This is a genomic window from Bradyrhizobium sp. T-12 (assembly GCF_058314695.1).
On record NZ_CM177756.1, the window covers coordinates 407,901 to 434,504 of the forward strand.

Here is a 26,604-nt window from a genome sequence, read left to right on the forward strand (position 1 = left end):
GGCGGGAAACACATGTTGCGCCGCCTTCTTCAACCGGTCTGGGTCCTGCTTGCGATCATCTTCCTGATCGAAGCCTGGCTGTGGGACCATCTCGAGCCGATCGTCGCGCGCGTTGTCGCGGCGATTCCGCTGGCGCGCTTCAAGCAGTGGCTGACGGAGCGCGTCGACGCGTTGTCGCCGGCGGCGACGCTGATCATCTTCGCCGTGCCGATCATCCCCTTGTTCCCGCTCAAGCTGATCGGCCTGTGGCTGCTCACCCACGAATATTGGATGACCGGCGTATCCACGTTCCTGTTCGCAAAACTGCTCGGCGTCGGCGTCACCGCCTTCGTGTTCGACGTCACGCGCGACAAGCTCTTGGAGATGCACTGGTTCGAGCGGATCTACGATCTCGTGCTGAAGATCCGCGCCAAGGCCGCCGAGCTGGTCGATCCCATCAAGCAGCGCATCCGCGAGCTGATCGCCGGCAACGGCGAAGGCTGGTCCGCCCGTACGCTGCGTCTGATCCAGCGCTTCAGGAAGAGCGTTCACCAGGCGCGATAGTTGCCAGCCACACGCTCGGCTGTCATCGCCCGGCTTGACCGGGCGATCCAGTATCCCAGAGACGTCAATGATTGAACCGAGAAGCCGCGGCGTACTGGATGCCCCGGTCAAGCCGGGGCATGACACTGTCTGTGTGGCGTCAAACGGCGCGCCACACGCACCGACTAATGCAGATGCAGCAGATGCGGCCACCACAGGCCGAGCGCGGTCATGAAGAGGCCGGCGATCGTCAGGATGCCGCTGACATAGGCCAGCGCGAACATGCCGGTGATGATGGTGGCCGAGGCCAGCACGATGCCGATCTGGAAGGCGGCCGAGGCCAGCTCGAAATGGTGGTATTTCGCGGTCGCCTCGTCGCGGTCGTGCTCGGCATGCTTGGCCTTCTCGGCGAGCTGCTCGGTGCCTTCGCCGGTCTCGGGCTCGGAGCGGTAGCGCTGCGCCGTCTTGGTCCAGTCCTCGACCTGCTTCTGCACGGCGGGCTTCTGCGCCTCGTCCGCGGTGGCGAGCGTGAGCTTGCCCTGTTCGGCCGCGGTCACCACCACGGTGCGGCGGATGCTCTTGGCCTGGAAGAACGCCCAGAGGTTGGCCGCCTCGACATTCTTGCTGATCGATTCGGTCTGGGCGCCCTTGCCGAGCGTCTCCGAGACCGCCAGGAACAGCGCCAGCACCGCGATCAGGAGCGCGATCTTCTTGTTGGAGCCGGACGCGTGTTCGGCGTGCTCGGCATGCTCCATGCTTTCGTGTGCGCTCATGATTCCCCTCCGCTTCGGTTCCGCAACGATTGACCGAACCGTGCGGCCTGCGCAAGAGGCACGCGCGTTGTGACGTCGGTGTGTCAGCAGCTCTCGTGTCCCGGACGCAGCGCAGCGTGCAACGCTGCGCTGCTGAGCCGAGACCCAGAAGCTACAGGCGATCACGCGGTGGGATAGGCCCCGGCTCTGCAGCGCACCGCTAAGGAGCGCTGCGCCGCGTCCGGGGCACGATAAATCGTGAGACTTCAGCGCCGCGGATGGGCGCTGGCATAGACTTCCAGCAAGCGCTCGGAATCGATGCCGGTATAGACCTGGGTGGTCGAGAGCGAGGAATGGCCGAGCAATTCCTGGATGGCGCGCAAGTCGCCGCCGCGCGAGAGCAGATGCGTGGCGAAGGAATGACGGAGCGCGTGCGGCGTGGCGCTGTCGGGCAGCCCAAGCGCGCCGCGCAGCCGCTCCATCGCGAGCTGGATGATGCGCGGGCTCAAGGGACCGCCGCGCGCGCCGACGAAGATCGGCCCCTCTGCCGGCAGCGGATAGGGGCACATCGCAACGTACTCTTGCACCAGCTCGAGCACGTTCTGCAGCACCGGCACCATGCGGGTCTTATTGCCCTTGCCGGTGACGATCAGCACGTCGCCTTCGCCGGGCTTCGGCACCTCGCGGCGCTTCAACCCCAAGGCCTCGGAGATGCGCAGGCCCGAGCCATACAGGAGCGCCATCACGGCTGCGTCGCGCGCGAGAATCCAGGTCTCGCGATCCTCGCCGGCGCGCTCGTCGGCATCGGCAAGACGTTTGGCGGATGCCATCGGCAGCGGCTTCGGCAAGCTCTTGGCGACTTTCGGCGCGCGGATCGCGGAGAGCGCGCCGACCTTGCCCTTGCCCTCGCGCTCCAAAAACCGTCCGAACGAGCGCAGGCCTGCCAGCGCGCGCATCAGGCTGCGGCCGGCGATGTCGTCGGCCCGGCGCATCGCCATGAAGGCGCGCACGTCGGTTGCTTCCAGCGCGGCGAAACGTTTCAGCGTGACGCGCTCGCCCCAATGGGCGCAGAGAAAATCCAGGCATTGCCGCAAATCGCGGCCATAGGCTTCCAGCGTCTTCGGCGACAGCCGTCGCTCGGCGCCGAGATGCGACAGCCAGCGCGTCATCTCCTGCGCGATCGAGGGATCGGCGCTGGCGAACTCGATTTGGGGTGCGGCGGCTTTGCTCATCGCTCTGGACGGATTGATTCCGCTCAGTATATCGCATCACACCCGTTTACTGTTCGCTAAGGCCGCCCCAGGGCGCTAGCCTTGGCGCTCCAGGTTCCGATTCTCCCTGCAAAGACCGTTGATGGACCATTCGTCGCGCAGCAACGCCGCCCCCACCAACGCGACCGGCATGGTCGACGTGCTGGTGCCGGTTGCGCTCGACCAGACCTATTCCTACAAGGTGCCGCGCGGGATGGAGCTGAAGGCGGGCGATCTCGTCGGCGTGCCGCTGGGGCCGCGCGAGGTGCTCGGCGTGGTCTGGGGAGAGAACGCCAATCCGGATCCGCGCCTGCACAACCGCCTCAAGGAGGTCAGCGAGAAGCTCGACATCCCGCCGCTCAAGCCCGAGCTGCGGTCCGTGGTCGACTGGGTCGCCAATTACACGCTGAGCCCACGCGGCATGGTGCTGCGCATGTGCCTGCGGATGGGCGAGAATCTCGGCCCCGAGCGGGTGCGTCCCGGCGTGCGCCTCACCGGCGATCCGCCGAAGAGGCTGACGCCGGCACGGGCGCGCTTGCTCGAGGTGCTGTCGGACCGGCTGCTGCACGGCAAGTCGGAAGCCGCCAAGGAAGCCGGCGTCTCCTCGGGCGTGATCGACGGCCTCGTCGACGAAGGCACGCTCACGGTCGAGCCGATGCCGCCGCCTGCGCCGCCACCTAGCCCCGATCCGGAGTTCGGCAGGCCGGATTTTTCGCCGCTGCAACGGGCCGGCGTGGATGCGATGCGCGCGCTCGCGGCCAACGGCACGTTCCATGTCGCATTGCTCGACGGCGTCACCGGCTCGGGCAAGACCGAGGTCTATTTCGAGGCCGTCGCTGAAACCATCCGCCGCGGAAAACAATCGCTGATCCTGATGCCGGAGATCGCGCTCACCGGCCAGTTCCTCGATCGCTTCGCGCAGCGCTTTGGCGTGCGCCCGATCGAGTGGCACTCCGAGCTGACCCCGCGCACACGTGCGCGCAATTGGGCGGCGATCTCCTCCGGCACCGCGCCGGTCGTGGTCGGCGCGCGCTCGGCGCTGTTTCTCCCTTACGCCAATCTCGGGCTGATCGTCGTCGATGAAGAGCACGACCAGGCCTACAAGCAGGACGACGGCGTGCATTATCACGCCCGCGACATGGCGGTGGTACGCGCGCATATCGCCAGGATTCCGGTCGTGCTGGCGTCGGCGACGCCGTCGGTCGAGTCCGAGGTCAATGCGCGCAAGAACCGCTATCAGCGCGTCGCGCTGCCTTCGCGCTTCGGCGGCCAGCACATGCCGCATATCGAGGCCATCGACATGCGCCGCGAGCCGCCCGCCCGCGGCCGCTTCATCTCGCCGCGGCTTGCCGGCGAGATCAGGACCGCGATCGAAAAGCGCGAGCAGGCGCTGCTGTTCCTCAATCGCCGCGGCTATGCGCCGCTGACGCTGTGCCGGGCTTGCGGCCATCGCTTCGCCTGCACCATCTGCGATGCCTGGCTGGTCGATCACCGTTTCCGCCAGCGACTCGTCTGTCACCATTGCGGCTTCTCGATGCCGCGGCCGCCGACCTGTCCGCATTGCGCGGCGGAGGAATCGCTGGTCGCGGTCGGGCCCGGCGTCGAGCGCCTGCAGGAGGAGGCGGCCGCGCTGTTCCCGCAGGCACGCACCATGGTGCTGTCGAGCGATCTCATCACCTCGATCGAGACGATGCGCTCAGAACTCGCCGAGATCGCGGAGGGTCGCGTCGACATCATCATCGGCACGCAGCTCGTCGCCAAGGGCCACAATTTTCCGCGGCTCAACCTCGTCGGCGTGGTCGATGCGGATCTCGGCCTCAGCAACGGCGATCCGCGCGCGGCGGAGCGCACCTGGCAATTGCTCAACCAGGTGATCGGCCGCGCCGGTCGCGAGCAGGGCCGCGGCGTCGGCTATTTGCAGACGCACCAGCCCGACCATCCCGTGATGAAGGCGCTGATCGCCTGCGACCGCGAGGCCTTCTACGATAGCGAGATCGACCTGCGCGAGAGGACGCTCTATCCGCCGTTCGGCCGGCTCGCGAGCCTGATCATCTCCGCCGGCGACCGCCCGAGCGCCGAAGGTCTCGGCCGCCGTCTCGTCGCGCTCGCGCCGCGCGACGAGCGCGTCGTGGTGCTGGGACCTGCGGAAGCGCCGCTCGCCGTGATCAAGGGCCGCTACCGCTTCCGCATCCTGGTGAAATCGGCCCGCGGTTTCGACCTGTCGGACTATTTGCGCAACTGGCTCGCGGTGTGCCCGAAGCCGACGGGCAATCAGAAGCTCGAAGTCGACGTCGATCCGCAGAGCTTTTTGTAGGAAATGGTCTCGTGCCCCGGACGCAGCGCAGCGCTTCTTCAGCGGTGCACTGCAGAGCCGGGACCATGCGGAGCGGACTTCGTGGCTCCTGGGCTCTGCGCCGCAACGCTCACACGTTGCAGCTTGTCCGGGAGACCAGCGGCAATGACAGCACGAAAAAAAGCCCGCGGTCCCCCAAGACCGCGGGCTTGTTTTATTCGCGCAGCAAACTGATGGAAAACTGCGCGATCACTGAGGCGCTAACGCGCCTTAGGAGACGACTTCCGCGGTGACGCGGCCGACGCCGGCGCCGGTGAGGCCGATGGCGCGGGCCGCACCCGTGGAGAGGTCGAGAACCCGGCCGCGAATGAACGGGCCGCGGTCGTTGATGGTGACGATGACGCTCGAACCGCGGTGGGTGACGCGCAGCTTGGTGCCGAACGGCAGCGAGCGGTGCGCCGCGGTCAGGGCGTTCTGGTTGAAGCGCTGGCCCGAGGCGGTGCGGCTGCCGGACTCGTTGCCGTAATAGGAGGCCATGCCGGAGAAGCTGTGGCCGCCGCCCGAGGTCGGATTCATCGACGCGTTGGCGTTGCGCCAATCGGAGGTCGCGTTGGTATCGGTCTGGGCGTGGTGGCGGTGGTGATGATGCCGGTGATGCCGGGATTTGGCGGAAGCTTCGGTGGCAGTTCCACCGATGAGGAGAGTTGCGGCAACGAAAGCGATCGCCGTACGCGGCCGGGTAACAAGGCCCAGCGTCTTCAAAGACAGCATTTAGTGGTCCCTAAGCTAGTATTGCCACATATGTGGCTAGTGGAGCCCCCATCAGTTTGTGAGCGGGTTCGCGTTTCGATTCCCAATGCGGCGTGAATTGGGCAGTAAATCCGTTCCGTGTCGTCATGAAACATCTTGTTACCGGCGCAGGATATTCAGCTTGCATCTCCAAATCTTCGCTTTTAACGATTTGTTAAGCAGGTGATTACTTCGAAATACTGTAAAACGAAGTTATCGTTTTCATTGTTTAGAATTGGGTAAGTATTCGGGGCGGGGAGCAACGGACGTCGGAATCACGCCTCAGCGATCCGTGTTCATGGCCGCTATGCGCTGGAGGCAGGAACCAACGGGGGAGTTGAGGGCGGCCGGGCTCAAACCATTCCGCGACACGGTAGCCCGTCACCCAAGTCCTTGATCCCTTCGTGATCGATCCTTGGATCAGGCAGTGTTCGGTGTCTCGCAGCGTGCGACGAACTGGCGACAGAACCTCGTGCCTTTAATTTGGCGTCATGTTGCACCTGCGCGCCTGCTATGTTAGCAAAGCCGCGATTTTAACGAGCCCGGCACGTCCCGTGCTGGTCGAAAATCGAAGTCCCGCTTGAATTCCAAGGGCTTGGATCGCTAGGCGCCGCTTTGTGGCGACGGTTTTTCCCTTGCGAGTTTGACAGCAAAAAGAGCGCGTCTGTGGCTGCAGAAGATACGTCCGTTTCCGGTGTGTCCGGCCGTTATGCAACGGCATTGTTCGACCTGGCCCGCGACCAGAAAGTGGTCGACGAGGTCAAGGCCGACCTCGAGAAATTCGAGGGCTTGCTGAACGAAAGCGCCGATCTCACGCGCCTCGTTCGCAGCCCGGTGTTCGCCGCCGACGCCCAGTCCAAGGCCCTGTCGGCCGTGCTGGCCAAGGCCGGCATCGCCGGCATCTCCGCCAATTTCCTCAAAGTGCTGACCGCCAACCGCCGCCTGTTCGCGGTGACGGACGTCATCCGCGCCTACCGCGCCCTCGTCGCCAAGTTCAAGGGCGAGACGACGGCCGACGTCACGGTGGCGGAAGCGCTCTCTGACAAGAATCTCGACGCCCTCAAGGTTGCCCTGAAGTCGGTGACCGGCAAGGACGTCGCGCTGAACGTGAAAGTCGATCCCGCGATCATCGGTGGCCTCGTCGTCAAGCTGGGCAGCCGCATGGTCGATGGTTCGCTTCGCACCAAACTCAATTCGATCAAGCACGCGATGAAAGAGGCAGGCTGATGGACATCCGCGCCGCGGAAATTTCCGCGATCCTCAAGGACCAGATCAAGAATTTCGGCCAGGAAGCTGAAGTCTCCGAAGTCGGACAGGTGCTGTCCGTCGGCGACGGTATCGCTCGCGTCTACGGTCTGGACAACGTCCAGGCCGGTGAAATGGTCGAGTTCGAGAACGGCACCCGCGGCATGGCGCTGAACCTCGAAACCGACAACGTCGGCGTCGTTATCTTCGGTGCCGACCGCGAGATCAAGGAAGGCCAGACCGTCAAGCGCACCCGCGCCATCGTGGACGCCCCGGTCGGCAAGGGCCTGCTCGGTCGCGTTGTCGACGGTCTCGGCAATCCGATCGACGGCAAGGGTCCGATCCAGGCCGACAAGCGCATGCGCGTCGACGTCAAGGCGCCCGGCATCATTCCGCGCAAATCGGTGAACGAGCCGATGGCGACCGGCCTCAAGGCGATCGACGCCCTGATCCCGATCGGCCGCGGCCAGCGCGAGCTGATCATCGGCGACCGTCAGACCGGCAAGACCGCGATCGCGCTCGACACCATCCTGAACCAGAAGCCGCTCAACGCGCAGCCCGACGAGAACATCAAGCTGTACTGCGTCTACGTCGCGGTCGGCCAGAAGCGTTCGACCGTCGCTCAGTTCGTGAAGGTTCTGGAAGAGCAGGGCGCGCTCGAATATTCGATCGTCGTCGCCGCCACCGCATCCGATCCGGCGCCGATGCAGTACATCGCGCCGTTCACCGGCTGCACCATGGGCGAGTACTTCCGCGACAACGGCATGCACGCCGTCATCATCTATGACGATCTGTCCAAGCAGGCCGTCGCCTATCGCCAGATGTCGCTGCTGCTGCGCCGCCCGCCGGGCCGCGAAGCCTATCCCGGCGACGTGTTCTATCTGCACTCCCGCCTGCTCGAGCGCGCGGCGAAGCTGAACAAGGACCAGGGCTCCGGCTCGCTGACCGCTCTGCCGGTCATCGAAACCCAGGCCAACGACGTGTCGGCCTACATCCCGACCAACGTCATCTCGATCACCGACGGCCAGATCTTCCTGGAAACCGACCTGTTCTTCCAGGGCATCCGTCCCGCGGTGAACGTCGGTCTGTCGGTGTCGCGCGTCGGTTCGTCGGCGCAGACCAAGGCCACCAAGAAGGTCGCCGGCAAGATCAAGGGTGAGCTCGCGCAGTACCGCGAAATGGCGGCGTTCGCGCAGTTCGGCTCCGACCTCGACGCCTCGACCCAGCGCCTGCTGAACCGCGGTTCGCGCCTGACCGAGCTCCTGAAGCAGCCGCAGTTCTCGCCGCTGAAGATGGAGGAGCAGGTCTGCGTGATCTGGGCCGGCACCAACGGCTATCTCGATCCGCTCCCGGTCAACAAGGTGCGCGCGTTCGAGGATGGCCTGTTGTCGCTGCTGCGCGGCAAGAACGCCGACATCCTCAATTCGATCCGCGACACCCGCGACCTCACCGACGACACCGCTGCCAAGCTGAAGTCGGTGGTCGAAGGTTTCGCGAAGAGCTTCGCGTAAGAAGAACGCCGTCATGGCCGGGTCAAAGAGCGAAGCGCGTCTTCGCAACTGAAGTCCCGGCCGTCCACGCCTTACGGTGTGGGAGGCGAGACGTGGATGCCCGGGACGAGCCCGGGCATGACGACAGAGATAGGCTAGCGGCTTGATCCGAGAGATCGAACCGTCGGGGACGAAGAATGGCGTCACTTAAAGACATGCGCGTCCGCATCGCCTCCACCAAGGCGACGCAAAAGATCACCAAGGCCATGCAGATGGTCGCGGCCTCCAAGCTGCGCCGCGCGCAGACCGCAGCGGAAGCCGCGCGTCCCTACGCCGACAAGATGAGCGCGGTGATCTCCAACATCGCCAGCGCCGCGGCGGGCTCGCCCGGCGCGCCGGTTCTGCTGGCCGGCACCGGCAAGGATCAGGTTCACCTGCTGCTGGTCTGCACCGGCGAGCGCGGCCTGTCCGGCGCTTTCAATTCGTCGATCGTGCGTCTCGCCCGCGAGCGCGCCCAGGCGCTGATGGCGCAGGGCAAGGAAGTCAAATTCTTCTGCGTCGGACGCAAGGGTTACGAGCAGCTCCGCCGCCTGTTCGACAAGCAGATCGTCGAGCACATGGACCTGCGCAGCGTCCGCCAGCTCGGCTTCGTCAATGCCGAGGAGATCGCCAAGAAGGTTCTGGCGCGGTTCGACAACGGCGAGTTCGACGTCTGCACGCTGTTCTATTCGCGCTTCCGCTCGGTGATCGCGCAGATCCCGACCGCCCAGCAGATCATTCCGCTGGTGGTCGAGACGGCCGCTGCCGCCAACACGACGTCTTACGAATACGAGCCGGAAGAGGACGAGATTCTCACCCGTCTTCTGCCGCGCAATCTCGCGGTCCAGATCTTCCGCGCGCTGCTCGAGAACAACGCCTCGTTCTACGGCGCGCAGATGAGCGCGATGGACAACGCGACGCGCAACGCCGGTGAGATGATCCGCAAGCAGACGCTGGTCTACAACCGCACGCGTCAGGCGCAGATCACCAAGGAACTGATCGAAATCATCTCGGGCGCCGAAGCCGTCTAAGGACGCGTCGACACCCATTCAACCCATCATCCCGGTCGTTGACCGTGGTCTAGAAGTTCGGATCGAAGGAGACATTCAATGGCAGCCCAGGTCGGTCGCGTCACCCAGGTCATCGGCGCCGTCGTCGACGTGCAGTTCGAAGGCCACCTCCCGGCCATTCTCAATTCGCTCGAGACCAAGAACGGCGGCAACCGCCTGGTGCTCGAAGTCGCCCAGCATCTCGGCGAGTCCACGGTCCGCACCATCGCGATGGACACCACCGAAGGTCTGGTCCGCGGCCAGGAAGTGACCGACACCGGCGCTCCGATCCGCGTTCCCGTCGGTGAAGGCACGCTCGGCCGCATCATCAACGTCATCGGCGAGCCGATCGACGAAGCCGGCCCCGTCAAGACCGAAGGCCTGCGCGCCATCCACCAGGAAGCACCGACCTACACCGACCAGTCGACGGAAGCTGAAATTCTCGTCACCGGCATCAAGGTCGTCGATCTTCTTGCTCCGTATGCGAAGGGCGGCAAGATCGGCCTGTTCGGCGGCGCCGGCGTCGGCAAGACCGTGCTGATTCAGGAGCTGATCAACAACGTCGCGAAGGCGCACGGCGGTTACTCCGTGTTCGCCGGCGTCGGCGAGCGCACCCGCGAGGGCAACGACCTCTATCACGAGTTCATCGAATCCAAGGTCAACGCCGATCCGAAGAATCCGGATCCGAGCGTGAAGTCGAAGTGCGCGCTGGTGTTCGGCCAGATGAACGAGCCCCCGGGCGCCCGCGCCCGCGTCGCGCTCACCGGTCTGACCATCGCGGAAGACTTCCGCGACAAGGGTCAGGACGTGCTGTTCTTCGTCGACAACATCTTCCGCTTCACCCAGGCCGGCTCTGAAGTGTCGGCGCTGCTCGGCCGTATTCCTTCGGCGGTGGGTTATCAGCCGACGCTCGCGACCGACATGGGCGCGCTGCAGGAGCGCATCACCACCACCCAGAAGGGCTCGATCACCTCGGTGCAGGCCATCTACGTTCCGGCCGACGACTTGACCGACCCGGCGCCCGCGACCTCGTTCGCGCATCTTGACGCGACCACCACGCTGTCGCGCTCGATCGCCGAAAAGGGCATCTACCCGGCGGTGGACCCGCTCGACTCGACCTCGCGCATGCTTTCCCCGCTCGTCGTCGGCGAGGAGCACTACGCGGTCGCCCGTCAGGTCCAGCAGGTGCTGCAGCGTTACAAGGCGCTGCAGGACATCATCGCCATTCTCGGCATGGACGAGCTTTCGGAAGAGGACAAGCTGACCGTGGCCCGCGCCCGCAAGGTCGAGCGCTTCATGTCGCAGCCGTTCCACGTCGCCGAAATCTTCACGGGCTCGCCGGGCAAGTTCGTCGACCTCGCCGACACCATCAAGGGCTTCAAGGGCCTGGTGGAAGGCAAGTACGACCACCTGCCGGAAGCCGCCTTCTACATGGTCGGCACCATCGAAGAAGCCGTCGAGAAGGGCAAGAAGCTGGCGGCGGAAGCCGCCTAAGCTGGCGAATAGCGAATAGGGAGTGGCGAATAGCTGCTCCCTCTTTCAACCACTCGCCACTCACCATTCGCAGGTTTCTTATGGCCACCTTCCATTTCGATCTCGTCTCTCCGGAAAAGCTCGCCTTCTCGGGCGAGGTCGATCAGGTCGACATTCCCGGCGTCGAGGGTGATTTCGGCGTGCTGGCAGGGCATGCGCCGGTCGTGGCGGCGATCCGCCCCGGCATTCTCACCATCACCACCGGCGGCAAGCACGAGAAGATCATCGTGCTCGGCGGCCTCGCCGAAGTCTCCGAAAAGGGCCTGACCGTGCTCGCCGACGTTGCGACGTCGCTCGCCGAGCTCGACCGTGCGCAGTTCGCCGAGACCATCTCGGAGATGGAAGAGAACCTGAAGGAGCATGAAGGCGGCGAGCTCGATCACGCCATCGAGCGGCTCGACCATTACAAGAGCATTCAGCATCAGCTCAACGCGACGGCTATGCACTAAGCCCCGGGGCACTGCTCCGGGGCTTTGGGCCTAGGATTCCTGAACAGGTTCAGCGCTCGTCACCGGCCGGTGGCGGGCGCTGAAACTTTGTTGCACCGCGCTTGCGATAGCGGCATTCTCCCCGGTGAATTTTGTTCCCGGGGCAGGGTGCAGATGAAACGCAAGATCGCAGCGATCTTCGCAGCCGATATTGCCGGTTACTCGCGGCTGGTCGCGGAAGACGAGGAGGAGACGCTGCGGCGTCTGGCCTCCTATCGCGAGGTCGTCGACGATTTCATCGCAAAGGCCGGCGGGCGCATCTTCAACACGGCGGGCGATGCCGTGCTCGCGGAATTCCCCAGTGCGGTCGATGCCGTGCGCTGCGCGATCGACATCCAGGAATCCCTGCGGACCCGCAACATGGCCTATCCGCCGAGCCGGCAGATGTCGTTCCGCATCGGCATCACGATCGGCGACGTGGTCGAGCGCGACGGCGATCTCTTGGGCGACGGCGTCAACATCGCGGCACGGCTGGAGGGCCTCGCAGAGGTCGGCGGCATCTGCGTCTCCCGCGCGGTACACGAGCAGGTCGCCAACAAGCTCTCGGTGCAGTTCGCCGATATCGGCGCGCAGGAGGTGAAGAATATCCCGACGCCCGTTCACGCCTACATGGTGGCGATGCGGCGCGAGGACGGGACCTATGGCAAGCCGCAGCTGAAGAAGCCGGCCGCCAAGCTGGCCGCCGCCCCGGTGTGGATGTGGCCGCTGGTGGTCGCGGTGGTCTCGATCGTCGGCATCGGCGTCACAGGCTTTCTCTACAACACCAAGCTCAAGCAGGCGGCGAATGTCGCCGTGGCGCCGCTCGCCGCGACGCCGAACGCAGCCCCCAGCACGGCGCCAACGGCAAGTGCCGTCTCGCCGAGCCCGTCACCGACCCAGCTCGCCAAGGCGCCGATGGCTCCAATGGCATCGCCGAGCGTTAGCGCCGCGATGGCGCCGACGCCGTCGGCATCACCGATGTCAGTCAAATTCTCCGCCGACAGCGTGCCCTTCATCAACGAGCGCGTGCGCAGCTTCCTCGCGGGCGACTACGCGGCCTCCGGAGATCACAAGGCCTTCGCGCTGAATGTCGGCGGCTTCACCGGCTCGGCGCTGAACCAGGCAAGCGAGGAGGCGGCGCGCAACACCGCGCTCGAGCAGTGCCAGAAGCGCGCCGACGCCGCGCAATCGCCGCGCCGCTGCGAGCTCTATGCGGTCGGCGACACCGTCGTCTACGCGCACGGCAAGCCGCCGATGCCGCCGTCTCCCTACTTCCGGCATGATGCGATGACGGAGCGAGCCTTCGCGCCGAAGGATTTTCCGATCGTGCGCGAGCCGCAGAAAGTCCGGCTCGAGAACATCTTCGTGCCGGCGGCGAAATCCCGCTCGGTTGCGCTCGGTCCGGGCGGGCAATATTTCATGGTGCTCGGCGCCTCATCCGCCGAGGACGCGGCGCGACGGTCGCTGGAATCCTGCGGCGCGATCGCCGGCGTCGCCTGCCTGGTCGTTGCGATCGACGACAATTTCGTCGTGCCGATCCCGACCCTGTTCAGGATCACCGGCTTCTTCAATGCCGCTTCCAACGCTTCGATCGTGGCCGATGCGCGCGGCGAGGTGGTGCGCAAGCTCGGCGACGCCATGGGTTGGAACGCGGTCGCCGTCGGCACCGCCGGCCGGCCGGGCCTCGGCCTCAAAGCCGCCGCCGAGCAGGCCGCCGTCACCTCGGCCCTCGCCGACTGCGCCAAGCGCGACAGCGACTGCCACGTCATCGCCATCGGCCCATTCACGGTAGGACCGATTAATTAGAAATTTCCGGCGAAAATTCTTCAACAATTCCAACCCCCATTCTACCGCGCATGGGGTTGTTTTCGCGATTTCAGTTTGCGAACACCGCAAACTCCCGCGCCACTGCCAGGTAGACTTCGCGCCGGAACGGCACCACGACGTCCGCGACCCGATCGAGGCGCTCCCAGCGCCAGGCGTCGAACTCGGCGGGCTGGCCGTTGCGCGGCGTCAGCGGATCGATCTCGTCGTCCTTGCCGGTGAAGCGGAGCGCGAACCATTTTTGCCGCTGCCCGCGAAACTTCGCGAGGCGATGCGTCTGCGGGCCGTCGTAAGGCGGGAATTCGTAGGTGAACCAGTCCGTCTCGCCGAGATAATCGGCGCTGACGACGCTGGTCTCCTCCCAGAGCTCGCGCATCGCCGCATCGCGCAGGTTCTCGCCTTCGTCGACGCCGCCCTGCGGCATCTGCCAGTCGAGGCCGGGCAGGATGATCTCGGGGCCGTCGCCCTTGAAGCGGTGGCCGATCAGGACGCGGCCGTCGGCATTGAACAGGGCGATGCCGACATTGGGACGGTAGGGTTTTTCAGGCGTCACTTGCAGGTCTTTCGTCGTCATCCGGGTTCGTGCTTCGCACGCCCCGGAATGACGATGCAAATCATTCCTCCGCCAGCGCGGAAAATTCCTGCACCACGCGCTCATAGACCGGGCGCTTGAACGGGATGATCAGCCCGGTCAGGTTCTTCATCGGCTCCCAGCGCCAGCTGACGAACTCGGCCTTGTGGCCGCCGCCGCCGGGCTTTTCGACGTTGATCTCGCTGTCCTTGCCGGTGAAGCGCACCGCGTACCATTTCTGGCGCTGGCCGCGGTAGCGGCCTTTCCAGGCGCGCCCGGCGACCGTGCGCGGGATGTCGTAGGTCAGCCAGTCCGGGACCTCGCCGAGCCGCTCGACCGAGCGCACGCTGGTCTCCTCATAGAGCTCGCGCTTGGCGGCCTCCCAGGTGTCCTCTCCGGGATCGACGCCGCCTTGAGGCATCTGCCAGACATGGGTGTCGTCGACATGTTCGATGCCGCCGGCACGGCGGCCGATGAACACCAGTCCCGCTGTGTTGATCAGCATCACGCCGACACAGGTCCGGTAGGGCAGATCCTCATAACGCGCCATTCCGCCAGACCTCTCGCATGCTGCCGGTACGGCTTAACCGGCCCCCCGCCAGGACCCGTGCCGTACCAATCCGTTGATTTAGCTGGATTTTGATTTCAGCATCGCGGTTGTCAATGGCACCAGAAGAATACCCCGGTCGCCCAATGTCTTGGTCCAGGCACCGATGCGGTCGATCGAGACGGGCAGGGCGGAGGCCGTGCCGACGGCGATGCCGCGCTCGCGGGCCGTCGATTCGAGCTTGTTCAGGGCGCGGTCGATCTCGGTCGCCGTCGGCACCACGTCGACCGCGAGGTCGCCCTTGCCGAACGGCATGGCCTGGTTCGCCGCCGCCTGGGCTGCGATGCTGCGGGGCGAGGAGCCGTCGTCGAAGAAGCCGAGGCCGCGCTTGGCTGCCTCGCGGATGATCGGCTGCATCGCCGGCTCGGTCGCGACGAAGCGCGCACCCATGAAGTTGGCGATGCCGGCATAGCCCTGCATCCGGCTGAGATGCCAGTACAGGCGGTCCATGTTCTGGTCGGCGCTGAGCGAGGTCAGCAGCGTCTGCGGTCCCGGGTCGTTGTCGGGAAAGTCGTAGGGCTCCATCGGGATCTGCAGGAAGATCTCGTGGCGCTGCGCGCGGGCCCGTTCGGCGAGCTTGCCGGGATCGGCGCCGTAAGGCGTGAAGGCCAGCGTCACCGCGGCCGGCAGCTTCATGATGGCGTCGGTTGTCTTGGCGGCGCCGACGCCGAGGCCGCCGATCACGATGGCGACTACCGGCATCTTGGCCGCCTTGGCGCGATCGGCCTCCGCCGCATAGACGTTGAACGGCTTGAGGTCGCCGGAGACCATTGGAATCATGCCGTAGCGCGATTTCTCCAGCAGCTTCTGGTCGATCCCGGCCATCACCGCCGGCGGCGCCGAAGCTGCGGCTGCCTCGCTCTTGCCCGCGGCATCGCCGCCGATCACCACGTCGTGGCGCGCGCCGGTGGAGCCGTCGATCATGGTGACGGTCTTTTGCTCGCCCGGCGGCTTCGGCGTCTCCTTGGTCTCGTGCTTGCTCTCTTGCTTGCTGTCGCCGGCATGGCTCGAGGCCGCCGGCTTTTCGTCTGCGGCCTTGTCCGCCGGCTTGATCGCGATCCGCGTCAGCGGCTCGCCGCCGAGCGGATCCTTGTTGAAGATGGCGAAGCCGGCAAAGGTCAGGAGGAACAGGCCGAGCAGCACGGCGAGCAGTTGCATGGCCGAGAACGGCAGCCGCAGCCGGCGTTTCCGGCGCGGCTTGTCCTGTCCGAGCGGGGCGCTCAGATCATCGGCCGTTTCAGTCATGCGCGATCCCGAATCACTGCGACGGACGATACCACGCCGAGGTCAAGCGGCGGCAGGCCGGGATAGGCCGGGGATGCCACTGTTCAATGCGAGTTCCCAAGCAAAAAGGGCGGCTCCAGGAGCCGCCCTTTGCGTTGGGATCGTGTGATTCCGACCTAGTTCGCCGCTTTCGGCTTGTCGGTCGTGGCCTTGTTGTCGCCGCTAGGCGTGGGCGCGGCCGAGGCGCTGTTCTTGATGCCGTGGAGCAGGTCGCCGGCGAGCTTGAGCGCCTTGTCGTCCTTGGCGTCCGGCGGGACGTAGGACTGCGAGCCGGTCTTCTCGTCGCCGTCGTTCTTGAGATGGCCGCGCAGCGAAGCCTCGCCCTTGGTGTCGGTGCGCGACTTCAGCTCGTCCGGCACGTCCTGCAGCACTTCGATGTCGGGCACGATGCCCTTGGCCTGGATCGACTTGCCCGACGGCGTGTAGTAGCGCGCCGTGGTCAGACGCAGCGCGCCGTTGCCGCTTCCGAGCGGGATGATGGTCTGCACCGAGCCCTTGCCGAACGAGCGCGTGCCGACGATGGTCGCGCGCTTGTGGTCCTGCAGCGCGCCGGCGACGATCTCCGAGGCCGAGGCCGAGCCGCCATTGACCAGCACGATGACAGGCTTGCCCTTGGTGAGGTCGCCTGAATGCGCGGTGCGGCGCTGGGTCTCCTCGGCATTGCGGCCGCGGGTCGAGACGATCTCGCCCTTCTCCAGGAAGGAGTCGGAGACGGTGACGGCTTCCTCGAGCAGGCCGCCCGGATTGTTGCGGAGGTCGATGATGTAGCCCTTGAGCTTGTCGCCGATCTGGTTCGAGAGGTTGGCGACCTCGCGCTTCAGGCCTTCGGTGGTCTGCTCGTTGAAGGTGGTGATGCGGATATAGGCGATGTCGTCCTGCTCGACGCGCGCGCGCACCGAGCGGACGCGGATGTTGTCGCGCACCAGGGTGACGTCGATCGGATTGTCCTGGCCCTTGCGGATGATCTTCAGCTTGATCTTGGTGTTGACCGGGCCGCGCATCTTCTCGACCGCCTGGTTCAGGGTCAGGCCCTGCACCGCCTCGTCGTCGAGGTTGGTGATGATGTCGTTGGCCATGACGCCGGCGCGCGAGGCCGGCGTGTCGTCGATCGGCGAGACCACCTTGATGAGGCCGTCTTCCATCGTGACCTCGATGCCGAGGCCGCCGAACTCACCACGCGTCTGCACCTGCATGTCGCGGAAGCTCTTGGCGTCCATATAGCTCGAATGCGGATCGAGGCCGGTGAGCATGCCGCTGATGGCGGATTCGATCAGCTTGGTGTCGTCGGGCTTCTCGACATAGTCGGAGCGCACGCGCTCGAAGACGTCACCGAACAGGTTGAGCTGGCGATAGGTGTCCGCGGTGGCGGCTCGCGCGCTGGAGCCCATGAACACCGCGCGCGGCTGGGTCACGAACAGCGTCAGCGCCGCACCGGTGGCTGCGCTGAGGAGGATTACTGAAGTCTTGCGCATCATCCGCGAACCTTCTCGCCTTCATTTGCGGCCCACCATGGGCCTGGATCGATTGGAGTGCCGTCCTTACGGAACTCGACATACAGCACAGGTTGACTCGCGTTCGTCGCGAGAATGGAGGCGACTTGAGATGTCGACCCCATGGTCGCGACCGGCTCCCCCGTGAGCACAAACTGTCCGATGTTGACCGAAATGCGCTCCATCCCGGCGATCAGGACATGATACCCGCCCCCGGCGTTGAGGATCAAGAGTTGTCCATAGCTGCGGAACGGGCCGGAATAGACCACCCAGCCGTCACACGGGGTCGTGACCTGGGAGCCGGGCTTGGTCGCCAGCGAAATGCCCTTCTGGACCCCGCCGACACCGTCGGAACCGCCAAAATCCCTGATCTTGTTACCGTTAACCGGAAGCGGCAGGAGACCCTTGGCGGAGGCGAAAGCGATTGCGGGGGTGGTGCGGGACCGATCCTTGAATGCGGCCGGGCCCGACTTGGCGCTGGCGGCTGCCAGCTTGGCTTCCTTGGCCTCGGCCTGCTTTGCGGCCTCGGCGGCTTTCTCGGCGGCCTTGGCGGCGCTTTGCAGATCCTGCTCCATCTTGGTGATCAGGCCCTGGAGATCGCCGACCTGCTTTGAAAGCATGATCGCGCGCGTGTTCTCGGCGTCGAGATCCTTCTCGCGCGCCGCCTGCTGGCGCTGCCGCTCCTCGACCAGGGCGGTGAGCCGGGTCTGGTCGCTGCGGACCTTGTCGCGGTCTGCGGCGAGCTGGTCGCGCTCGGTCGCGATGGTCTTGCGCAAGGCCACGAGCTCGCCGAGCTCGCCTGCGATCTTCTCGGCGCGGCCGCGCAATTCCGGCACGACGGCGCCGAGCAGCATCGCGGTGCGCAGCGATTGCAACGCGTCTTCGGGCCGCACCAGCAGCGCCGGCGGCGTGCGCCGGCCGGCGCGCTGCAAGGCGGCCAGCACCTCGACGATGTCGGCGCGGCGCGAATCCAGCGACGCGCGCATCTGCTGTTCGCGGCCGTTCAGACTTCGCAGCCGCGCTTCGGTGTCGTCGATCTTGCTCTCGACCCCGCGCACATTGGCGGCGGTGTCGATCAGCTGCTGGTTGAGCTGGGTGCGGTCCCTGCCGAGCGAGGTGATCTCGGCCTTCAGCTTGGCCTGCGCCTCTTCCGCGCTCTTCTGCCTGGCGCGGGCGGCTTCCAGCTCCTGCTCGCGCTGCTTGATGGCATCGGGCGAGACGGCCGCGGTCTGTGGCGCCGGCGTTGCCGTCTGAGCTTGCGCGAGGCTTGTGCTTGCTTGCGCGAGGCTTGCGCCGGCAACGCCAGTGATCAGCAGCAGGTTGAGGAGCGGCGCTCGCATCGTGTCGGCAAAGATGCTCGTTATGGCGCGCATCACGCGCGGTGATAGGGGTGGCCGGCCAGAATGGTGGCGGCCCGGTAAAGCTGTTCCAGAAGCATGACGCGGACCATTTGGTGCGGCCAGGTCGCAGAGCCGAACGCGATCGCGAGCTTGGCCTTACGGCGCAATTCGGGCGAAAGTCCGTCCGCCCCTCCGATCACGAAGATAGTATGTCCGGCACCTTCATCGCGCCAGCGGCCAAGATGCCGTGCGAATACGGTGGAATCGAGATTCTGGCCGCGCTCGTCGAGCGCCACCAGGATCGATTTTTCCGGAATATGGGCCGAGATCGCCGTGGCCTCCTCGGCCATCCGCGTCGCGGTGTCGCGCGCGCGGCTCTCGGGGATTTCGTGGACGACGAGCTCGCGGAATCCGAGCTTGCGACCGGCCTCGTCGAACCGCTCGAAATAGCGGTCGGCGAGCTCCCGTTCGGGGCCCTGCTTGAGCCGGCCCACCGCAATGACAGCCACACGCATGGATTCTTCGGAGCCGTGTTTCAAGACCGCGCGCAACGAGCGCGCGCACGACGCTAGCATGCGCGTCAGCCGATTCGAAATCGGCCCGATGAGCCTAGATCGCCTTCGCCGCCCCTGGGCCCTGCGTGTACAACCGCTCGAGATTGTAGAACTCGCGGACCTCGGGTCTGAACACGTGCACGATCACATCGCCGGAATCGATCAGCACCCAGTCGCAATTGGGCAAGCCCTCGACGTGGATGTTCTTGATGCCGTTTTCCTTGAGGCCCTTGGCGACGTTCTCCGCGATCGCGCCGACGTGCCGGTTCACCCGGCCGGTGGTGACGATCATGTAGTCGGAGTAGGCCGATTTGCCGCGAAGGTCGATGGTGACCGTCTCTTCCGCCTTCATGTCGTCGAGGCGGGAGAGGATCAGGCTCAGCGTCTTGTCGGCGTCGGGTTGCGCCTTCAAGGCCGCAGCTTTGGTCGATGTTTTACGCGCCGGTTTTGCCTTGGGTAAAACAGACTTCGTTGAAGCTGACTTCGCTGAAGTTGACTTGGACAATACAGATGTGGTCAGGGACCATTCCTTTCACTGTATCGCGAACGCCGAATCCGGCGCCCACCGGTTACACTACATCATGTGGGGTTAAGGGTTTCAATATGCCAGAGAGCCCGGAGCCACCCCCGTCCGCACGCTCTGTCTCACTTCGTACCTTTCCAGCTCCCGTCCGGGTTCCGCAGGCCCGTGGAGGACAGATTCAGCTTCAATCCGGTCAGGAACACCCAGGCGGGCGCCGGCTCATCCGCGAGCAGCGCTGCCTTGTTCTCGGGCAGGCGGTAACGCGCTAGGGCTTTGGCGGCAGGCGAGGCGAGGGCGCGAAAACTCTGGGGCGGACGGTCGATGACCGCCATCGGCACCTGGCCCGCGATGCGCCGCCAGTCCTGCCATCGATGGAATTGAGCGAGGTTGTCGGCGCCCATGATCCAGACAAAGCGCAAGCCCGAGAGGCGGCGGCGCAAGGTGTTGATCGTGTCGATAGTATAGCGGGTGCGAATGACGGATTCGAGACAGCTCACCTCGATCCGCGGGTCGTCGGCGACGTCGCGCGCCGCCTGCATGCGCTCGCCGAGCTCATACAGCGTGCCGTTCTCCTTCAGCGGATTGCCTGGCGTCACCAGCCACCACACGCGATCGAGCTGAAGCCGCTTCAGCGCGAACTGGCTGATCGCGCGATGGGCCTGGTGCGGCGGATTGAACGAGCCGCCGAGCAAGCCGATACGCATGCCCGACGTGTGGGCTGGTATGGCCTGCGCGAAGAAGCGTGGCGCGACGAAATTGTTGCTCAATGCCCCGCGCCTTGCGTCGGTTACGGTCGCGTCTGCCCGGTGCCGCGAACGCGGTATTTGAAGCTCGTCAATTGCTCGGCGCCGACAGGGCCGCGGGCGTGGAAGCGGCCGGTGGCGATGCCGATCTCGGCGCCAAAGCCGAACTCGCCGCCATCGGCGAACTGCGTCGAGGCGTTGTGCAGCACGATCGCGGAATCGACCTCGCTCAGGAATTTGTTCGCAGCCGCCTCATCCGCGCTCACGATCGCATCGGTGTGATGCGAGCCGTGGTTCTGGATGTGCGCGATCGCGCCGTCGACGCCGTCCACCACCTTCGCCGCGATGATCGCATCGAGATATTCGGTGTCCCAATCATCTTCGCTGGCAGGTTTTACGCGCGCGTCGGCCTTCTGCACGGCGTCGTCGCCGCGCACTTCGCAACCCGCCCCGAGCAGCATCTCGACCAGCGGCTTGAGATTCTTGCCGGCAGCGGCGCGATCGACCAGCAGCGTCTCGGCTGCGCCGCAGACACCGGTGCGGCGCATTTTTGCGTTGAGCACGATCGACTTCGCCATGGCGAGGTCGGCGCTGGCGTCGACATAGACGTGATTGACGCCTTCGAGATGCGCGAAGACGGGCACGCGCGCTTCCTGCTCGACGCGCGCGACGAGGCTTTTTCCTCCGCGAGGCACGATCACGTCGACCGCGCCGTTCAGCCCTGACAGCATCATGCCGACCGCCGCGCGGTCGCGCGTCGGCACCAGCGTGATGGCGGCCTCGGGCAGGCCAGCTTCGCGCAGGCCTTGCACCAGGCATTCATGGATCGCGCGGCACGAACGAAAACTGTCCGAGCCGCCACGCAGGATCACGGCATTGCCCGACTTCAGGCACAGCACGCCGGCGTCCGCGGCGACATTGGGCCGGCTCTCGAAGATCACGCCGACGACGCCGAGCGGCACGCGCACGCGTTCGATGGTCATGCCGTTCGGCCGCTGCCAGCTCTCGGTGACGATGCCGACAGGATCGGCGATGCCGCGCACGATGCCGATGCCCTCGGCCATGCCCTCGATGCGCGCCGGGGTCAGCGTCAGGCGGTCGATGAAGGCGGAGGTGGCATTGCCGGAGGCGCGGGCCTCCGCGACGTCCTCGGCATTGGCGGCGAGAATGGCGGCCGCATTGCCCCGGATCGCCCGCTCCATGGCCTCCAGCGCCCGGTTCTTCTGCTCCGGCGGCGCCAGCGCCAGCACGCGCGCGGCAGCGCGGGCACGGGTTCCGAGATCGGACATCAGCGCCTGAAGATCGGCAGTGCCGTCAACGGCTTTGAGGGGGGCGGCCATGGGAGTTTCAACCTTCTGCTAAGGTGGTGTCCTAGCACGGAAATCCCGGGCCTGCGAAGGGCGGGGCGGGTATGGCAGGGCCTCGGTTCGCCGCCGGTCGGCCAATGGCCGGGTTGTGCGCCGAATGCTCGATCGATCCTTGCGAACACCCAAAATATCAACAATTATCATTATTTGATATCGGAGCCCCCTATGGCCAGCAGCTACAGCATCGGCAAGCATTTCGAGGACCTGATCGATGGTCTGGTCGAGAGCGGGCGCTATGCCAGTGCGAGCGAGGTGATGCGCGAAGGTCTTCGCTTGATTGAGGAGCGCGAAGAACAGCGCAAGCTCAAGCTGCAAGCGCTGCGGGAGGAAATCCAGAAGGGCTTTGACAGCGGGCCGATGGAGGAGATCGGCGACATGTTCGAGCGGATCAAGTCAGAGGGTCGGAAGCGTCTGGCGGCTAAAAATGCCAAAAAGACCACTTAAGAGTCCGCAGACAGAAGTCGACCTTATGGCGATCTGGACTACATCGCCGCGGAAAGTGTGAGAGCGACCGATACGCTGATCGATCGCATCGATGCAACATTCGATATGCTGGCAGAGACGCCGTTTGCCGCCCGTGATCGCAGCGAATTGCGCGCCGAGTTACGTAGCTTTCCGGTCGGCAACTACCTGGTTTTCCACGTACCCACACCCGACGGTGTTGAGGTCGTCCGGGTCATGCATGGCCGGCAGGATATCGGCGCTGACGACATGCAATAGTTGGCGGCCTGTCCGCTCTTACCCGCCCACCACCAGATCGTCGCGGTGGATCATCTCGGCGCGGCCGCTGATCCCGAGAATGGTCATCACGTCGGGGGAGGAGCGGCCCTTGATCCGCTCGGCCTCGTCGGCATCGTAGGCGATCAGGCCGCGGCCGATCTCGCTGGTGTCGGGGCCGCGCACGATCACGGCATCGCCGCGGGCGAACTGGCCCTCGACCTTGATCACGCCGGCCGGCAGCAGGCTGGCGCCGGCGCGCAGCGCCGTCACGGCGCCGGCATCGATGGTCAGCGTGCCCTTCGGCTCCAGCGTGCCCGCGATCCAGCGTTTGCGCGACGTGATGGGATTGGCGGGCGTCAGGAACCAGGTGCAGCGGCCGCCATCGGCGATCGCCTGCAGCGGATGCTCGATCTTGCCGGAGGCGATCAGCATATGCGTGCCGCCTGTCGTGGCGATCTTCGCGGCCTCGACCTTGGTGCGCATGCCGCCGCGCGACAGCTCGGATTCGGCGTCGCCCGCCACGGCCTCGATCTCCGAGGAGATGCTCTCGACCACCGGAATGAGCTTTGCGTTCGGGTTGTTCTTCGGCGGCGCGTCGTAAAGCCCGTCGATGTCGGACAGCAGCACGAGCAGGTCGGCGCTCGCCATGGTGGCGACGCGCGCGGCGAGGCGATCGTTGTCGCCGTAGCGGATCTCGTTGGTCGCCACCGTGTCGTTCTCGTTGATCACGGGAATGGCGCGCCATTCCAGCAGCTTGCCGATGGTGGAGCGCGCGTTGAGATAGCGGCGGCGCTCCTCCGTGTCCTGCAAGGTCACCAGGATCTGGCCGGCACCGATGCCGTGCGCCCCGAGCACCTCCGACCAGATCCGTGCCAGCGCGATCTGGCCGACGGCGGCGGCGGCCTGGCTCTCCTCCAGCTTCAGCGGGCCGCGCGGCAGCTTGAGGCGGCTGCGGCCGAGCGCGATCGAGCCGGAGGAGACCACGAGGACGTCGCGGCCTTCCTTGTGCAGCTTGGCCATGTCGTCGGCCAGCGCAGCGAGCCAGGACGCCCGCACCTCGCCCTTGTCGGAATCGACCAGCAGCGCTGAGCCGACCTTGACGACGATGCGGCGGAATTGACTGAGTTCGGGGCTGGCCATGTGTCTATGTGTACTTGGGCGCCTGGACGATCTGCACTGCATTGGAGACGGCGGAGCGAGAAAGCGGCGCCGATGGGCCTGCTTTTGCAGCAGGACGATGGCCGGCGCAAGGCGGCCAAGATGGCAACGGATGGTAAACGGCGAAGGTCGGCCTTGTCCGGGACGCTGCTCTGGTTCTAATTGATGCCAACTAAAATGGGGTCAAAAGGGGAAACGCATGGATCGCCGCGAATTCATGGCCGGATGTGTCGCTCTGCCGCTGCTGGCGCAGGCCGGCAACGTGCACGCGCAGGCCGGGCTGAGCAAGATCATCTTCCCGTTCGCCGCGGGGGCCGGCGGCGACACGCTGTGCCGCTTGATCGCGCAGGAGATGGCGCCGGCGCTGCAGCGGACCATCGTGGTCGAGAACCGCACCGGCGGCGACGGACTGATCGGCATCAAGGCGGTGAAGGGCGCAAGCCCCGACGGCAGCATGGTGCTGGTGACGACAGGCCCCACCATGTACCTGCTACCAATGGTGGAGACGACGCCGAGCTTCGACACGGCGAAGGATTTCATGCCGCTGTCACTGCTGGCGCGGTTCGAATTCGCGCTGGTGATCAATCCGGCGGTGGAGGCCTCCGATTTCAGGAGCTTCGTGGCCTGGCTGAAGGCGCATCCGGACAAGACCTCGTTCGGCGTGCCGAGCAACGGCACCATTCCGCACTTCATGGGCTCCAAGCTCGAGAAGGACCTCGGCATCCCGCTGACCCGCGTGCCCTATCGCGGCAGCGCGCCGATCCTCAACGATCTCGTCGGCGGCCATATCTCGTTCGGCATCGTGACATTGGCCGACGCGCTGCCGCAGCATCGTGCCAAGGGTGTGAAGATCATCGCGGCCTCGAGCGCCGAACGTTCGCCATTCGCGCCTGAAGTCCCGACGTTGAAGGAGAGCGGCATCGATCTCGTCGCCGATGCCTGGTACGGCATGTGGCTTCCCGCCGGCAGCCCGCCCGAGTTCGCCAGCAAGCTCGGTGCGGCCGCGAGCGCGGCGCTCGCCAAGCCCGAGGTGAAGGAGAAGCTCACGGCGATCGGGCTGATCCCGGTCGGGTCGACCCCGGATGGGTTGACCAAGGAGCTCGCCGCGAACATCGCGCTGTGGCAGCCGATCGTGAAGGCCACGGGCTACAAGATCGAGAATTGAGTCGCCCGCGGCGCCGCACACTCAGCCGTCGTGGCCGGGCATGACGAATGGAGAGGGCCTCGCTCCGGTCGCTCACATCTTTCCGCGCTGCGCGATGCCGTCCTTGATCGCGGCGAGTTCGTTCTCATCCCAGATGCCGATCAAAACGCCGTTCTTCACCTGGAGCTGGTTGTCGGCATAGGCCGCGATCTTCTCGCGCGGGGTGGTGATGTGGCCGCTCGGATGCAGCGCCCAGTCGAACAGCTCGGCCTGCAGCCGCGCGATGATCGCCGCACACTCCGGGTCGTCGCCGCGATCCAAAAACTCTTCCGGATCGGTTTCGAGATCGTACAGCATCGGACGGAAGCCGGAGACGTGGATGTATTTCCAGCGGCCGTCGAACACCATGAACAGGCGGCAGCGTTCGATCGGCTGGTTCAGCTTCAACCTGACGTCCTGCATGGCATAATCGTATTCGGAGAACGCGACCTTGCGCCAGTCTGACGGCTTCTCGCCGCGCAGCAGCGGCAGCAGCGAGCGCCCCTCTAGGATGTGGCCGGGCACCTTGCCGCCGAAATAATCGACGAAGGTCGGCGCGAGATCGATGCCTTCCACCAGCGCGTCACTGCGTGTGCCGCGCGTGGCGTCGGCTTCCCTGGAAGGATCGATGATGATCAGCGGAATTTTTGCGGACTGCTCGTGGAACAGGTCCTTCTCGCCCATCCAGTGGTCGCCGAGATAATCGCCGTGATCCGACGTGAACACGATCATGGTGGTATCCAGCAGGCCGCGCGCCTCCAGAAACGTCATCAGCACGCCCATCTGGTCGTCGATCTGGGTGATCAGGCCCATATAGGTCGGGATCACCTTCTCGCGGGCGTCGTCGCGCGCCATGTTGCGGGAGTAGCGCATGTCCATATAGGCGCCGAACACCGGATGCGGATTTTGCCGCTCGCGCTCGGAGCGGATCGCCGGAATCATGTCATCCGTCGAATACATGCTGGCATAGGGCTCCGGCGCGATATAGGGCCAGTGCGGCTTGATGTAGGACAGATGCAGGCACCACGGCTTGCCGTCGGTCTCGGCTTCGCTGATGAAGTCCATCGCGCGCCGCGTCATATAGGGCGTCTCGGAATGCTCCTGCGGCACGCGCGCGGCCTTGTCGGCATGGACCAGCAGCCAGCCGTTCTGCAATGAGCCATCTTCCGCCGCGCCTGAATTGGCCCAGTGCTCCCAGGGATTGCTGGCTTCAAAGCCGTGCTGACGCAGATACTCGTCATATTTCGGGCGCGGCCGCCCCGTGGGATGCAGGCCGTCGTCGCGCTCATAAGGCTCAAAGCCGCATTCGGCGACGTGCACGCCGATGATCGATTCCGGGGGAATGCCGAGCGCCTTCATGCCTTCGATATCGGGCGCCATGTGGGTCTTGCCGACCAGCACGTTGCGCACGCCGATCTTGTTGAGGTGATCGCCGAGCGTGGGTTCGCCGACACGCAGCGGCCAGCCGTTCCAGTGGGAGCCGTGCGAGCGCATGTAGCGGCCGGTGTAGAACGACATCCGCGAGGGCCCGCAGATCGGTGATTGCACATAGGCCTTGCTGAACAGCACGCCGCGCCTCGCCATGGCGTCGATGTTCGGGGTCTTCAGCGTGGGATGGCCGGTGCAGCCGAGATAGTCATAGCGAAGCTGGTCGCACATGATCCAGAGAACGTTCTTCGCGCGCGCCATGCGTCATCCCTGCCGTTTCTTGATTGTGTGATGCTGCGATATCGGAGCGATGAAGACAAGCCGGTGAGGTGCATGCCCCAGCCGCACGCACCGCTGTCGTCCCCGCGAACGCAGGGACCGAT

25 protein-coding genes are annotated in these 26,604 nt (G+C 65.3%); 11 read left to right on the plus strand and 14 right to left on the minus strand.

Going from position 1 to position 26,604, the window contains the following annotated elements; genetic code table 11:
- The first annotated feature begins 12 nt into the window (after positions 1-12).
- Positions 13-543: a hypothetical protein gene (locus AC0WRY_RS01980; RefSeq protein WP_194405442.1), complete on the plus strand. Its 531-nt coding sequence runs from the start codon at positions 13-15 to the stop codon at positions 541-543.
- 164 nt (positions 544-707) lie between these two features.
- Here AC0WRY_RS01980 and AC0WRY_RS01985 read toward each other — a convergent pair whose 3' ends face one another.
- Both AC0WRY_RS01985 and AC0WRY_RS01990 read right to left on the minus strand, forming a co-directional pair.
- A complete protein-coding gene (locus AC0WRY_RS01985) occupies positions 708-1,295 on the minus strand; it encodes a DUF4337 domain-containing protein (RefSeq protein WP_194405443.1) in 588 nt (195 codons plus the stop codon).
- Between the two features lie 245 nt (positions 1,296-1,540).
- Positions 1,541-2,506, minus strand: coding sequence for a tyrosine recombinase XerC (locus AC0WRY_RS01990; RefSeq protein WP_194405444.1), 966 nt, complete (start codon positions 2,504-2,506; stop codon positions 1,541-1,543).
- Between the two features lie 121 nt (positions 2,507-2,627).
- Between AC0WRY_RS01990 and AC0WRY_RS01995 the strand changes: the two genes are divergently transcribed.
- Entirely contained in the window at positions 2,628-4,838 is a 2,211-nt protein-coding gene (locus AC0WRY_RS01995) for a primosomal protein N' (protein ID WP_194405445.1), read from the plus strand.
- 249 nt (positions 4,839-5,087) lie between these two features.
- On the opposite strand, the gene AC0WRY_RS02000 is transcribed toward AC0WRY_RS01995, so the two are convergent.
- Positions 5,088-5,588, minus strand: a complete 501-nt coding sequence (locus tag AC0WRY_RS02000; RefSeq protein ID WP_194405446.1) for a septal ring lytic transglycosylase RlpA family protein — start codon at positions 5,586-5,588, stop codon at positions 5,088-5,090.
- A 684-nt stretch (positions 5,589-6,272) separates the two neighbouring features.
- Here AC0WRY_RS02000 and AC0WRY_RS02005 point away from each other — a divergent pair.
- The 6 genes from AC0WRY_RS02005 to AC0WRY_RS02030 all read left to right on the plus strand — a co-directional run bounded on the left by AC0WRY_RS02005 (position 6,273) and on the right by AC0WRY_RS02030 (position 13,235).
- Positions 6,273-6,833: a F0F1 ATP synthase subunit delta gene (locus AC0WRY_RS02005; protein ID WP_194405447.1), complete on the plus strand. Its 561-nt coding sequence runs from the start codon at positions 6,273-6,275 to the stop codon at positions 6,831-6,833.
- Positions 6,833-8,362, plus strand: a complete 1,530-nt coding sequence (gene atpA, locus AC0WRY_RS02010) for a F0F1 ATP synthase subunit alpha (RefSeq protein WP_194405448.1) — start codon at positions 6,833-6,835, stop codon at positions 8,360-8,362. The genes AC0WRY_RS02005 and atpA overlap by 1 nt, the downstream gene beginning before the upstream one ends.
- A 176-nt stretch (positions 8,363-8,538) precedes the next feature.
- Positions 8,539-9,411 carry a F0F1 ATP synthase subunit gamma gene (locus AC0WRY_RS02015; RefSeq protein ID WP_194405449.1) on the plus strand — a complete coding sequence of 291 codons (873 nt, stop codon included), beginning with the start codon at positions 8,539-8,541 and terminating at the stop codon, positions 9,409-9,411.
- Between the two features lie 78 nt (positions 9,412-9,489).
- Positions 9,490-10,923, plus strand: coding sequence for a F0F1 ATP synthase subunit beta (gene atpD, locus AC0WRY_RS02020; RefSeq protein WP_025032831.1), 1,434 nt, complete (start codon positions 9,490-9,492; stop codon positions 10,921-10,923).
- Between the two features lie 80 nt (positions 10,924-11,003).
- Positions 11,004-11,411: a F0F1 ATP synthase subunit epsilon gene (locus tag AC0WRY_RS02025; protein ID WP_194405450.1), complete on the plus strand. Its 408-nt coding sequence runs from the start codon at positions 11,004-11,006 to the stop codon at positions 11,409-11,411.
- A gap of 153 nt (positions 11,412-11,564) precedes the next feature.
- Positions 11,565-13,235, plus strand: a complete 1,671-nt coding sequence (locus AC0WRY_RS02030) for an adenylate/guanylate cyclase domain-containing protein (RefSeq protein ID WP_491122595.1) — start codon at positions 11,565-11,567, stop codon at positions 13,233-13,235.
- Between the two features lie 70 nt (positions 13,236-13,305).
- Here the strand turns inward: AC0WRY_RS02030 and AC0WRY_RS02035 are convergent, their stop codons facing one another.
- The 9 genes from AC0WRY_RS02035 to AC0WRY_RS02075 form a co-directional block, all read right to left on the minus strand.
- Positions 13,306-13,806 carry an RNA pyrophosphohydrolase gene (locus tag AC0WRY_RS02035; protein WP_491123534.1) on the minus strand — a complete coding sequence of 167 codons (501 nt, stop codon included), beginning with the start codon at positions 13,804-13,806 and terminating at the stop codon, positions 13,306-13,308.
- Positions 13,807-13,867: 61 nt separating this feature from the next.
- Positions 13,868-14,374, minus strand: coding sequence for an RNA pyrophosphohydrolase (locus tag AC0WRY_RS02040; protein WP_194405452.1), 507 nt, complete (start codon positions 14,372-14,374; stop codon positions 13,868-13,870).
- A gap of 78 nt (positions 14,375-14,452) precedes the next feature.
- Positions 14,453-15,676, minus strand: coding sequence for a divergent polysaccharide deacetylase family protein (locus AC0WRY_RS02045; RefSeq protein ID WP_491122596.1), 1,224 nt, complete (start codon positions 15,674-15,676; stop codon positions 14,453-14,455).
- A 155-nt stretch (positions 15,677-15,831) separates the two neighbouring features.
- The gene (locus AC0WRY_RS02050; protein WP_194405454.1) at positions 15,832-17,190 is read right to left on the minus strand and encodes a S41 family peptidase; all 1,359 of its coding nucleotides are present in this window, start codon (positions 17,188-17,190) and stop codon (positions 15,832-15,834) included.
- Entirely contained in the window at positions 17,187-18,545 is a 1,359-nt protein-coding gene (locus AC0WRY_RS02055; protein ID WP_194405455.1) for a murein hydrolase activator EnvC family protein, read from the minus strand. Before AC0WRY_RS02055 ends, AC0WRY_RS02050 begins: the two co-directional genes overlap by 4 nt.
- Positions 18,546-18,577: 32 nt before the next feature.
- Positions 18,578-19,060 (minus strand): 23S rRNA (pseudouridine(1915)-N(3))-methyltransferase RlmH, encoded by a 483-nt coding sequence (rlmH, locus tag AC0WRY_RS02060; protein ID WP_194405456.1) that lies wholly within the window; start codon positions 19,058-19,060, stop codon positions 18,578-18,580.
- 94 nt (positions 19,061-19,154) lie between these two features.
- Positions 19,155-19,511: a ribosome silencing factor gene (rsfS, locus tag AC0WRY_RS02065; protein WP_027515020.1), complete on the minus strand. Its 357-nt coding sequence runs from the start codon at positions 19,509-19,511 to the stop codon at positions 19,155-19,157.
- 233 nt (positions 19,512-19,744) lie between these two features.
- Positions 19,745-20,389 (minus strand): nicotinate-nucleotide adenylyltransferase, encoded by a 645-nt coding sequence (locus AC0WRY_RS02070; protein ID WP_194405457.1) that lies wholly within the window; start codon positions 20,387-20,389, stop codon positions 19,745-19,747.
- Positions 20,390-20,409: 20 nt separating this feature from the next.
- Positions 20,410-21,705 carry a glutamate-5-semialdehyde dehydrogenase gene (locus AC0WRY_RS02075; protein WP_491122597.1) on the minus strand — a complete coding sequence of 432 codons (1,296 nt, stop codon included), beginning with the start codon at positions 21,703-21,705 and terminating at the stop codon, positions 20,410-20,412.
- Between the two features lie 192 nt (positions 21,706-21,897).
- On the opposite strand from AC0WRY_RS02075, the gene AC0WRY_RS02080 reads away from it, so the two are divergent.
- Together AC0WRY_RS02080 and AC0WRY_RS02085 are read left to right on the plus strand one after the other, a co-directional pair.
- Positions 21,898-22,176, plus strand: coding sequence for a type II toxin-antitoxin system ParD family antitoxin (locus AC0WRY_RS02080; RefSeq protein WP_194405459.1), 279 nt, complete (start codon positions 21,898-21,900; stop codon positions 22,174-22,176).
- Positions 22,177-22,233: 57 nt separating this feature from the next.
- Entirely contained in the window at positions 22,234-22,452 is a 219-nt protein-coding gene (locus tag AC0WRY_RS02085) for a type II toxin-antitoxin system RelE/ParE family toxin (RefSeq protein ID WP_246776399.1), read from the plus strand.
- 18 nt (positions 22,453-22,470) lie between these two features.
- Here AC0WRY_RS02085 and proB read toward each other — a convergent pair whose 3' ends face one another.
- The gene (gene proB, locus AC0WRY_RS02090) at positions 22,471-23,592 is read right to left on the minus strand and encodes a glutamate 5-kinase (protein ID WP_194405460.1); all 1,122 of its coding nucleotides are present in this window, start codon (positions 23,590-23,592) and stop codon (positions 22,471-22,473) included.
- Positions 23,593-23,809: 217 nt separating this feature from the next.
- Here proB and AC0WRY_RS02095 point away from each other — a divergent pair, with 217 nt between their 5' ends.
- The gene (locus AC0WRY_RS02095) at positions 23,810-24,775 is read left to right on the plus strand and encodes a Bug family tripartite tricarboxylate transporter substrate binding protein (RefSeq protein ID WP_194405461.1); all 966 of its coding nucleotides are present in this window, start codon (positions 23,810-23,812) and stop codon (positions 24,773-24,775) included.
- A gap of 72 nt (positions 24,776-24,847) precedes the next feature.
- Here the strand turns inward: AC0WRY_RS02095 and AC0WRY_RS02100 are convergent, their stop codons facing one another.
- Complete coding sequence (locus AC0WRY_RS02100; RefSeq protein ID WP_194405462.1) at positions 24,848-26,482, minus strand: alkaline phosphatase family protein; 1,635 nt, start codon at positions 26,480-26,482, stop codon at positions 24,848-24,850.
- Positions 26,483-26,604 lie beyond the last annotated feature (122 nt).

Excerpts from the sequence above, each read along its gene's own strand:
- AC0WRY_RS01995 (WP_194405445.1), top strand. The coding sequence starts at position 2,628 with ATGGACCATTCGTCGCGCAGCAACGCCGCCCCCACCAACGCGACCGGC.
- AC0WRY_RS02095 (WP_194405461.1), top strand. The coding sequence starts at position 23,810 with ATGGATCGCCGCGAATTCATGGCCGGATGTGTCGCTCTGCCGCTGCTG.
- atpD (WP_025032831.1), top strand. The coding sequence starts at position 9,490 with ATGGCAGCCCAGGTCGGTCGCGTCACCCAGGTCATCGGCGCCGTCGTC.
- AC0WRY_RS02075 (WP_491122597.1), bottom strand. The coding sequence starts at position 21,705 with ATGGCCGCCCCCCTCAAAGCCGTTGACGGCACTGCCGATCTTCAGGCG.
- AC0WRY_RS02040 (WP_194405452.1), bottom strand. The coding sequence starts at position 14,374 with ATGGCGCGTTATGAGGATCTGCCCTACCGGACCTGTGTCGGCGTGATG.
- AC0WRY_RS02050 (WP_194405454.1), bottom strand. The coding sequence starts at position 17,190 with ATGATGCGCAAGACTTCAGTAATCCTCCTCAGCGCAGCCACCGGTGCG.
- AC0WRY_RS02025 (WP_194405450.1), top strand. The coding sequence starts at position 11,004 with ATGGCCACCTTCCATTTCGATCTCGTCTCTCCGGAAAAGCTCGCCTTC.
- atpA (WP_194405448.1), top strand. The coding sequence starts at position 6,833 with ATGGACATCCGCGCCGCGGAAATTTCCGCGATCCTCAAGGACCAGATC.
- AC0WRY_RS02030 (WP_491122595.1), top strand. The coding sequence starts at position 11,565 with ATGAAACGCAAGATCGCAGCGATCTTCGCAGCCGATATTGCCGGTTAC.
- AC0WRY_RS02080 (WP_194405459.1), top strand. The coding sequence starts at position 21,898 with ATGGCCAGCAGCTACAGCATCGGCAAGCATTTCGAGGACCTGATCGAT.
- proB (WP_194405460.1), bottom strand. The coding sequence starts at position 23,592 with ATGGCCAGCCCCGAACTCAGTCAATTCCGCCGCATCGTCGTCAAGGTC.
- AC0WRY_RS01980 (WP_194405442.1), top strand. The coding sequence starts at position 13 with ATGTTGCGCCGCCTTCTTCAACCGGTCTGGGTCCTGCTTGCGATCATC.
- rlmH (WP_194405456.1), bottom strand. The coding sequence starts at position 19,060 with ATGCGTGTGGCTGTCATTGCGGTGGGCCGGCTCAAGCAGGGCCCCGAA.
- AC0WRY_RS02015 (WP_194405449.1), top strand. The coding sequence starts at position 8,539 with ATGGCGTCACTTAAAGACATGCGCGTCCGCATCGCCTCCACCAAGGCG.
- AC0WRY_RS02000 (WP_194405446.1), bottom strand. The coding sequence starts at position 5,588 with ATGCTGTCTTTGAAGACGCTGGGCCTTGTTACCCGGCCGCGTACGGCG.
- AC0WRY_RS01990 (WP_194405444.1), bottom strand. The coding sequence starts at position 2,506 with ATGAGCAAAGCCGCCGCACCCCAAATCGAGTTCGCCAGCGCCGATCCC.
- AC0WRY_RS02100 (WP_194405462.1), bottom strand. The coding sequence starts at position 26,482 with ATGGCGCGCGCGAAGAACGTTCTCTGGATCATGTGCGACCAGCTTCGC.
- AC0WRY_RS02045 (WP_491122596.1), bottom strand. The coding sequence starts at position 15,676 with ATGACTGAAACGGCCGATGATCTGAGCGCCCCGCTCGGACAGGACAAG.
- AC0WRY_RS01985 (WP_194405443.1), bottom strand. The coding sequence starts at position 1,295 with ATGAGCGCACACGAAAGCATGGAGCATGCCGAGCACGCCGAACACGCG.
- AC0WRY_RS02055 (WP_194405455.1), bottom strand. The coding sequence starts at position 18,545 with ATGCGAGCGCCGCTCCTCAACCTGCTGCTGATCACTGGCGTTGCCGGC.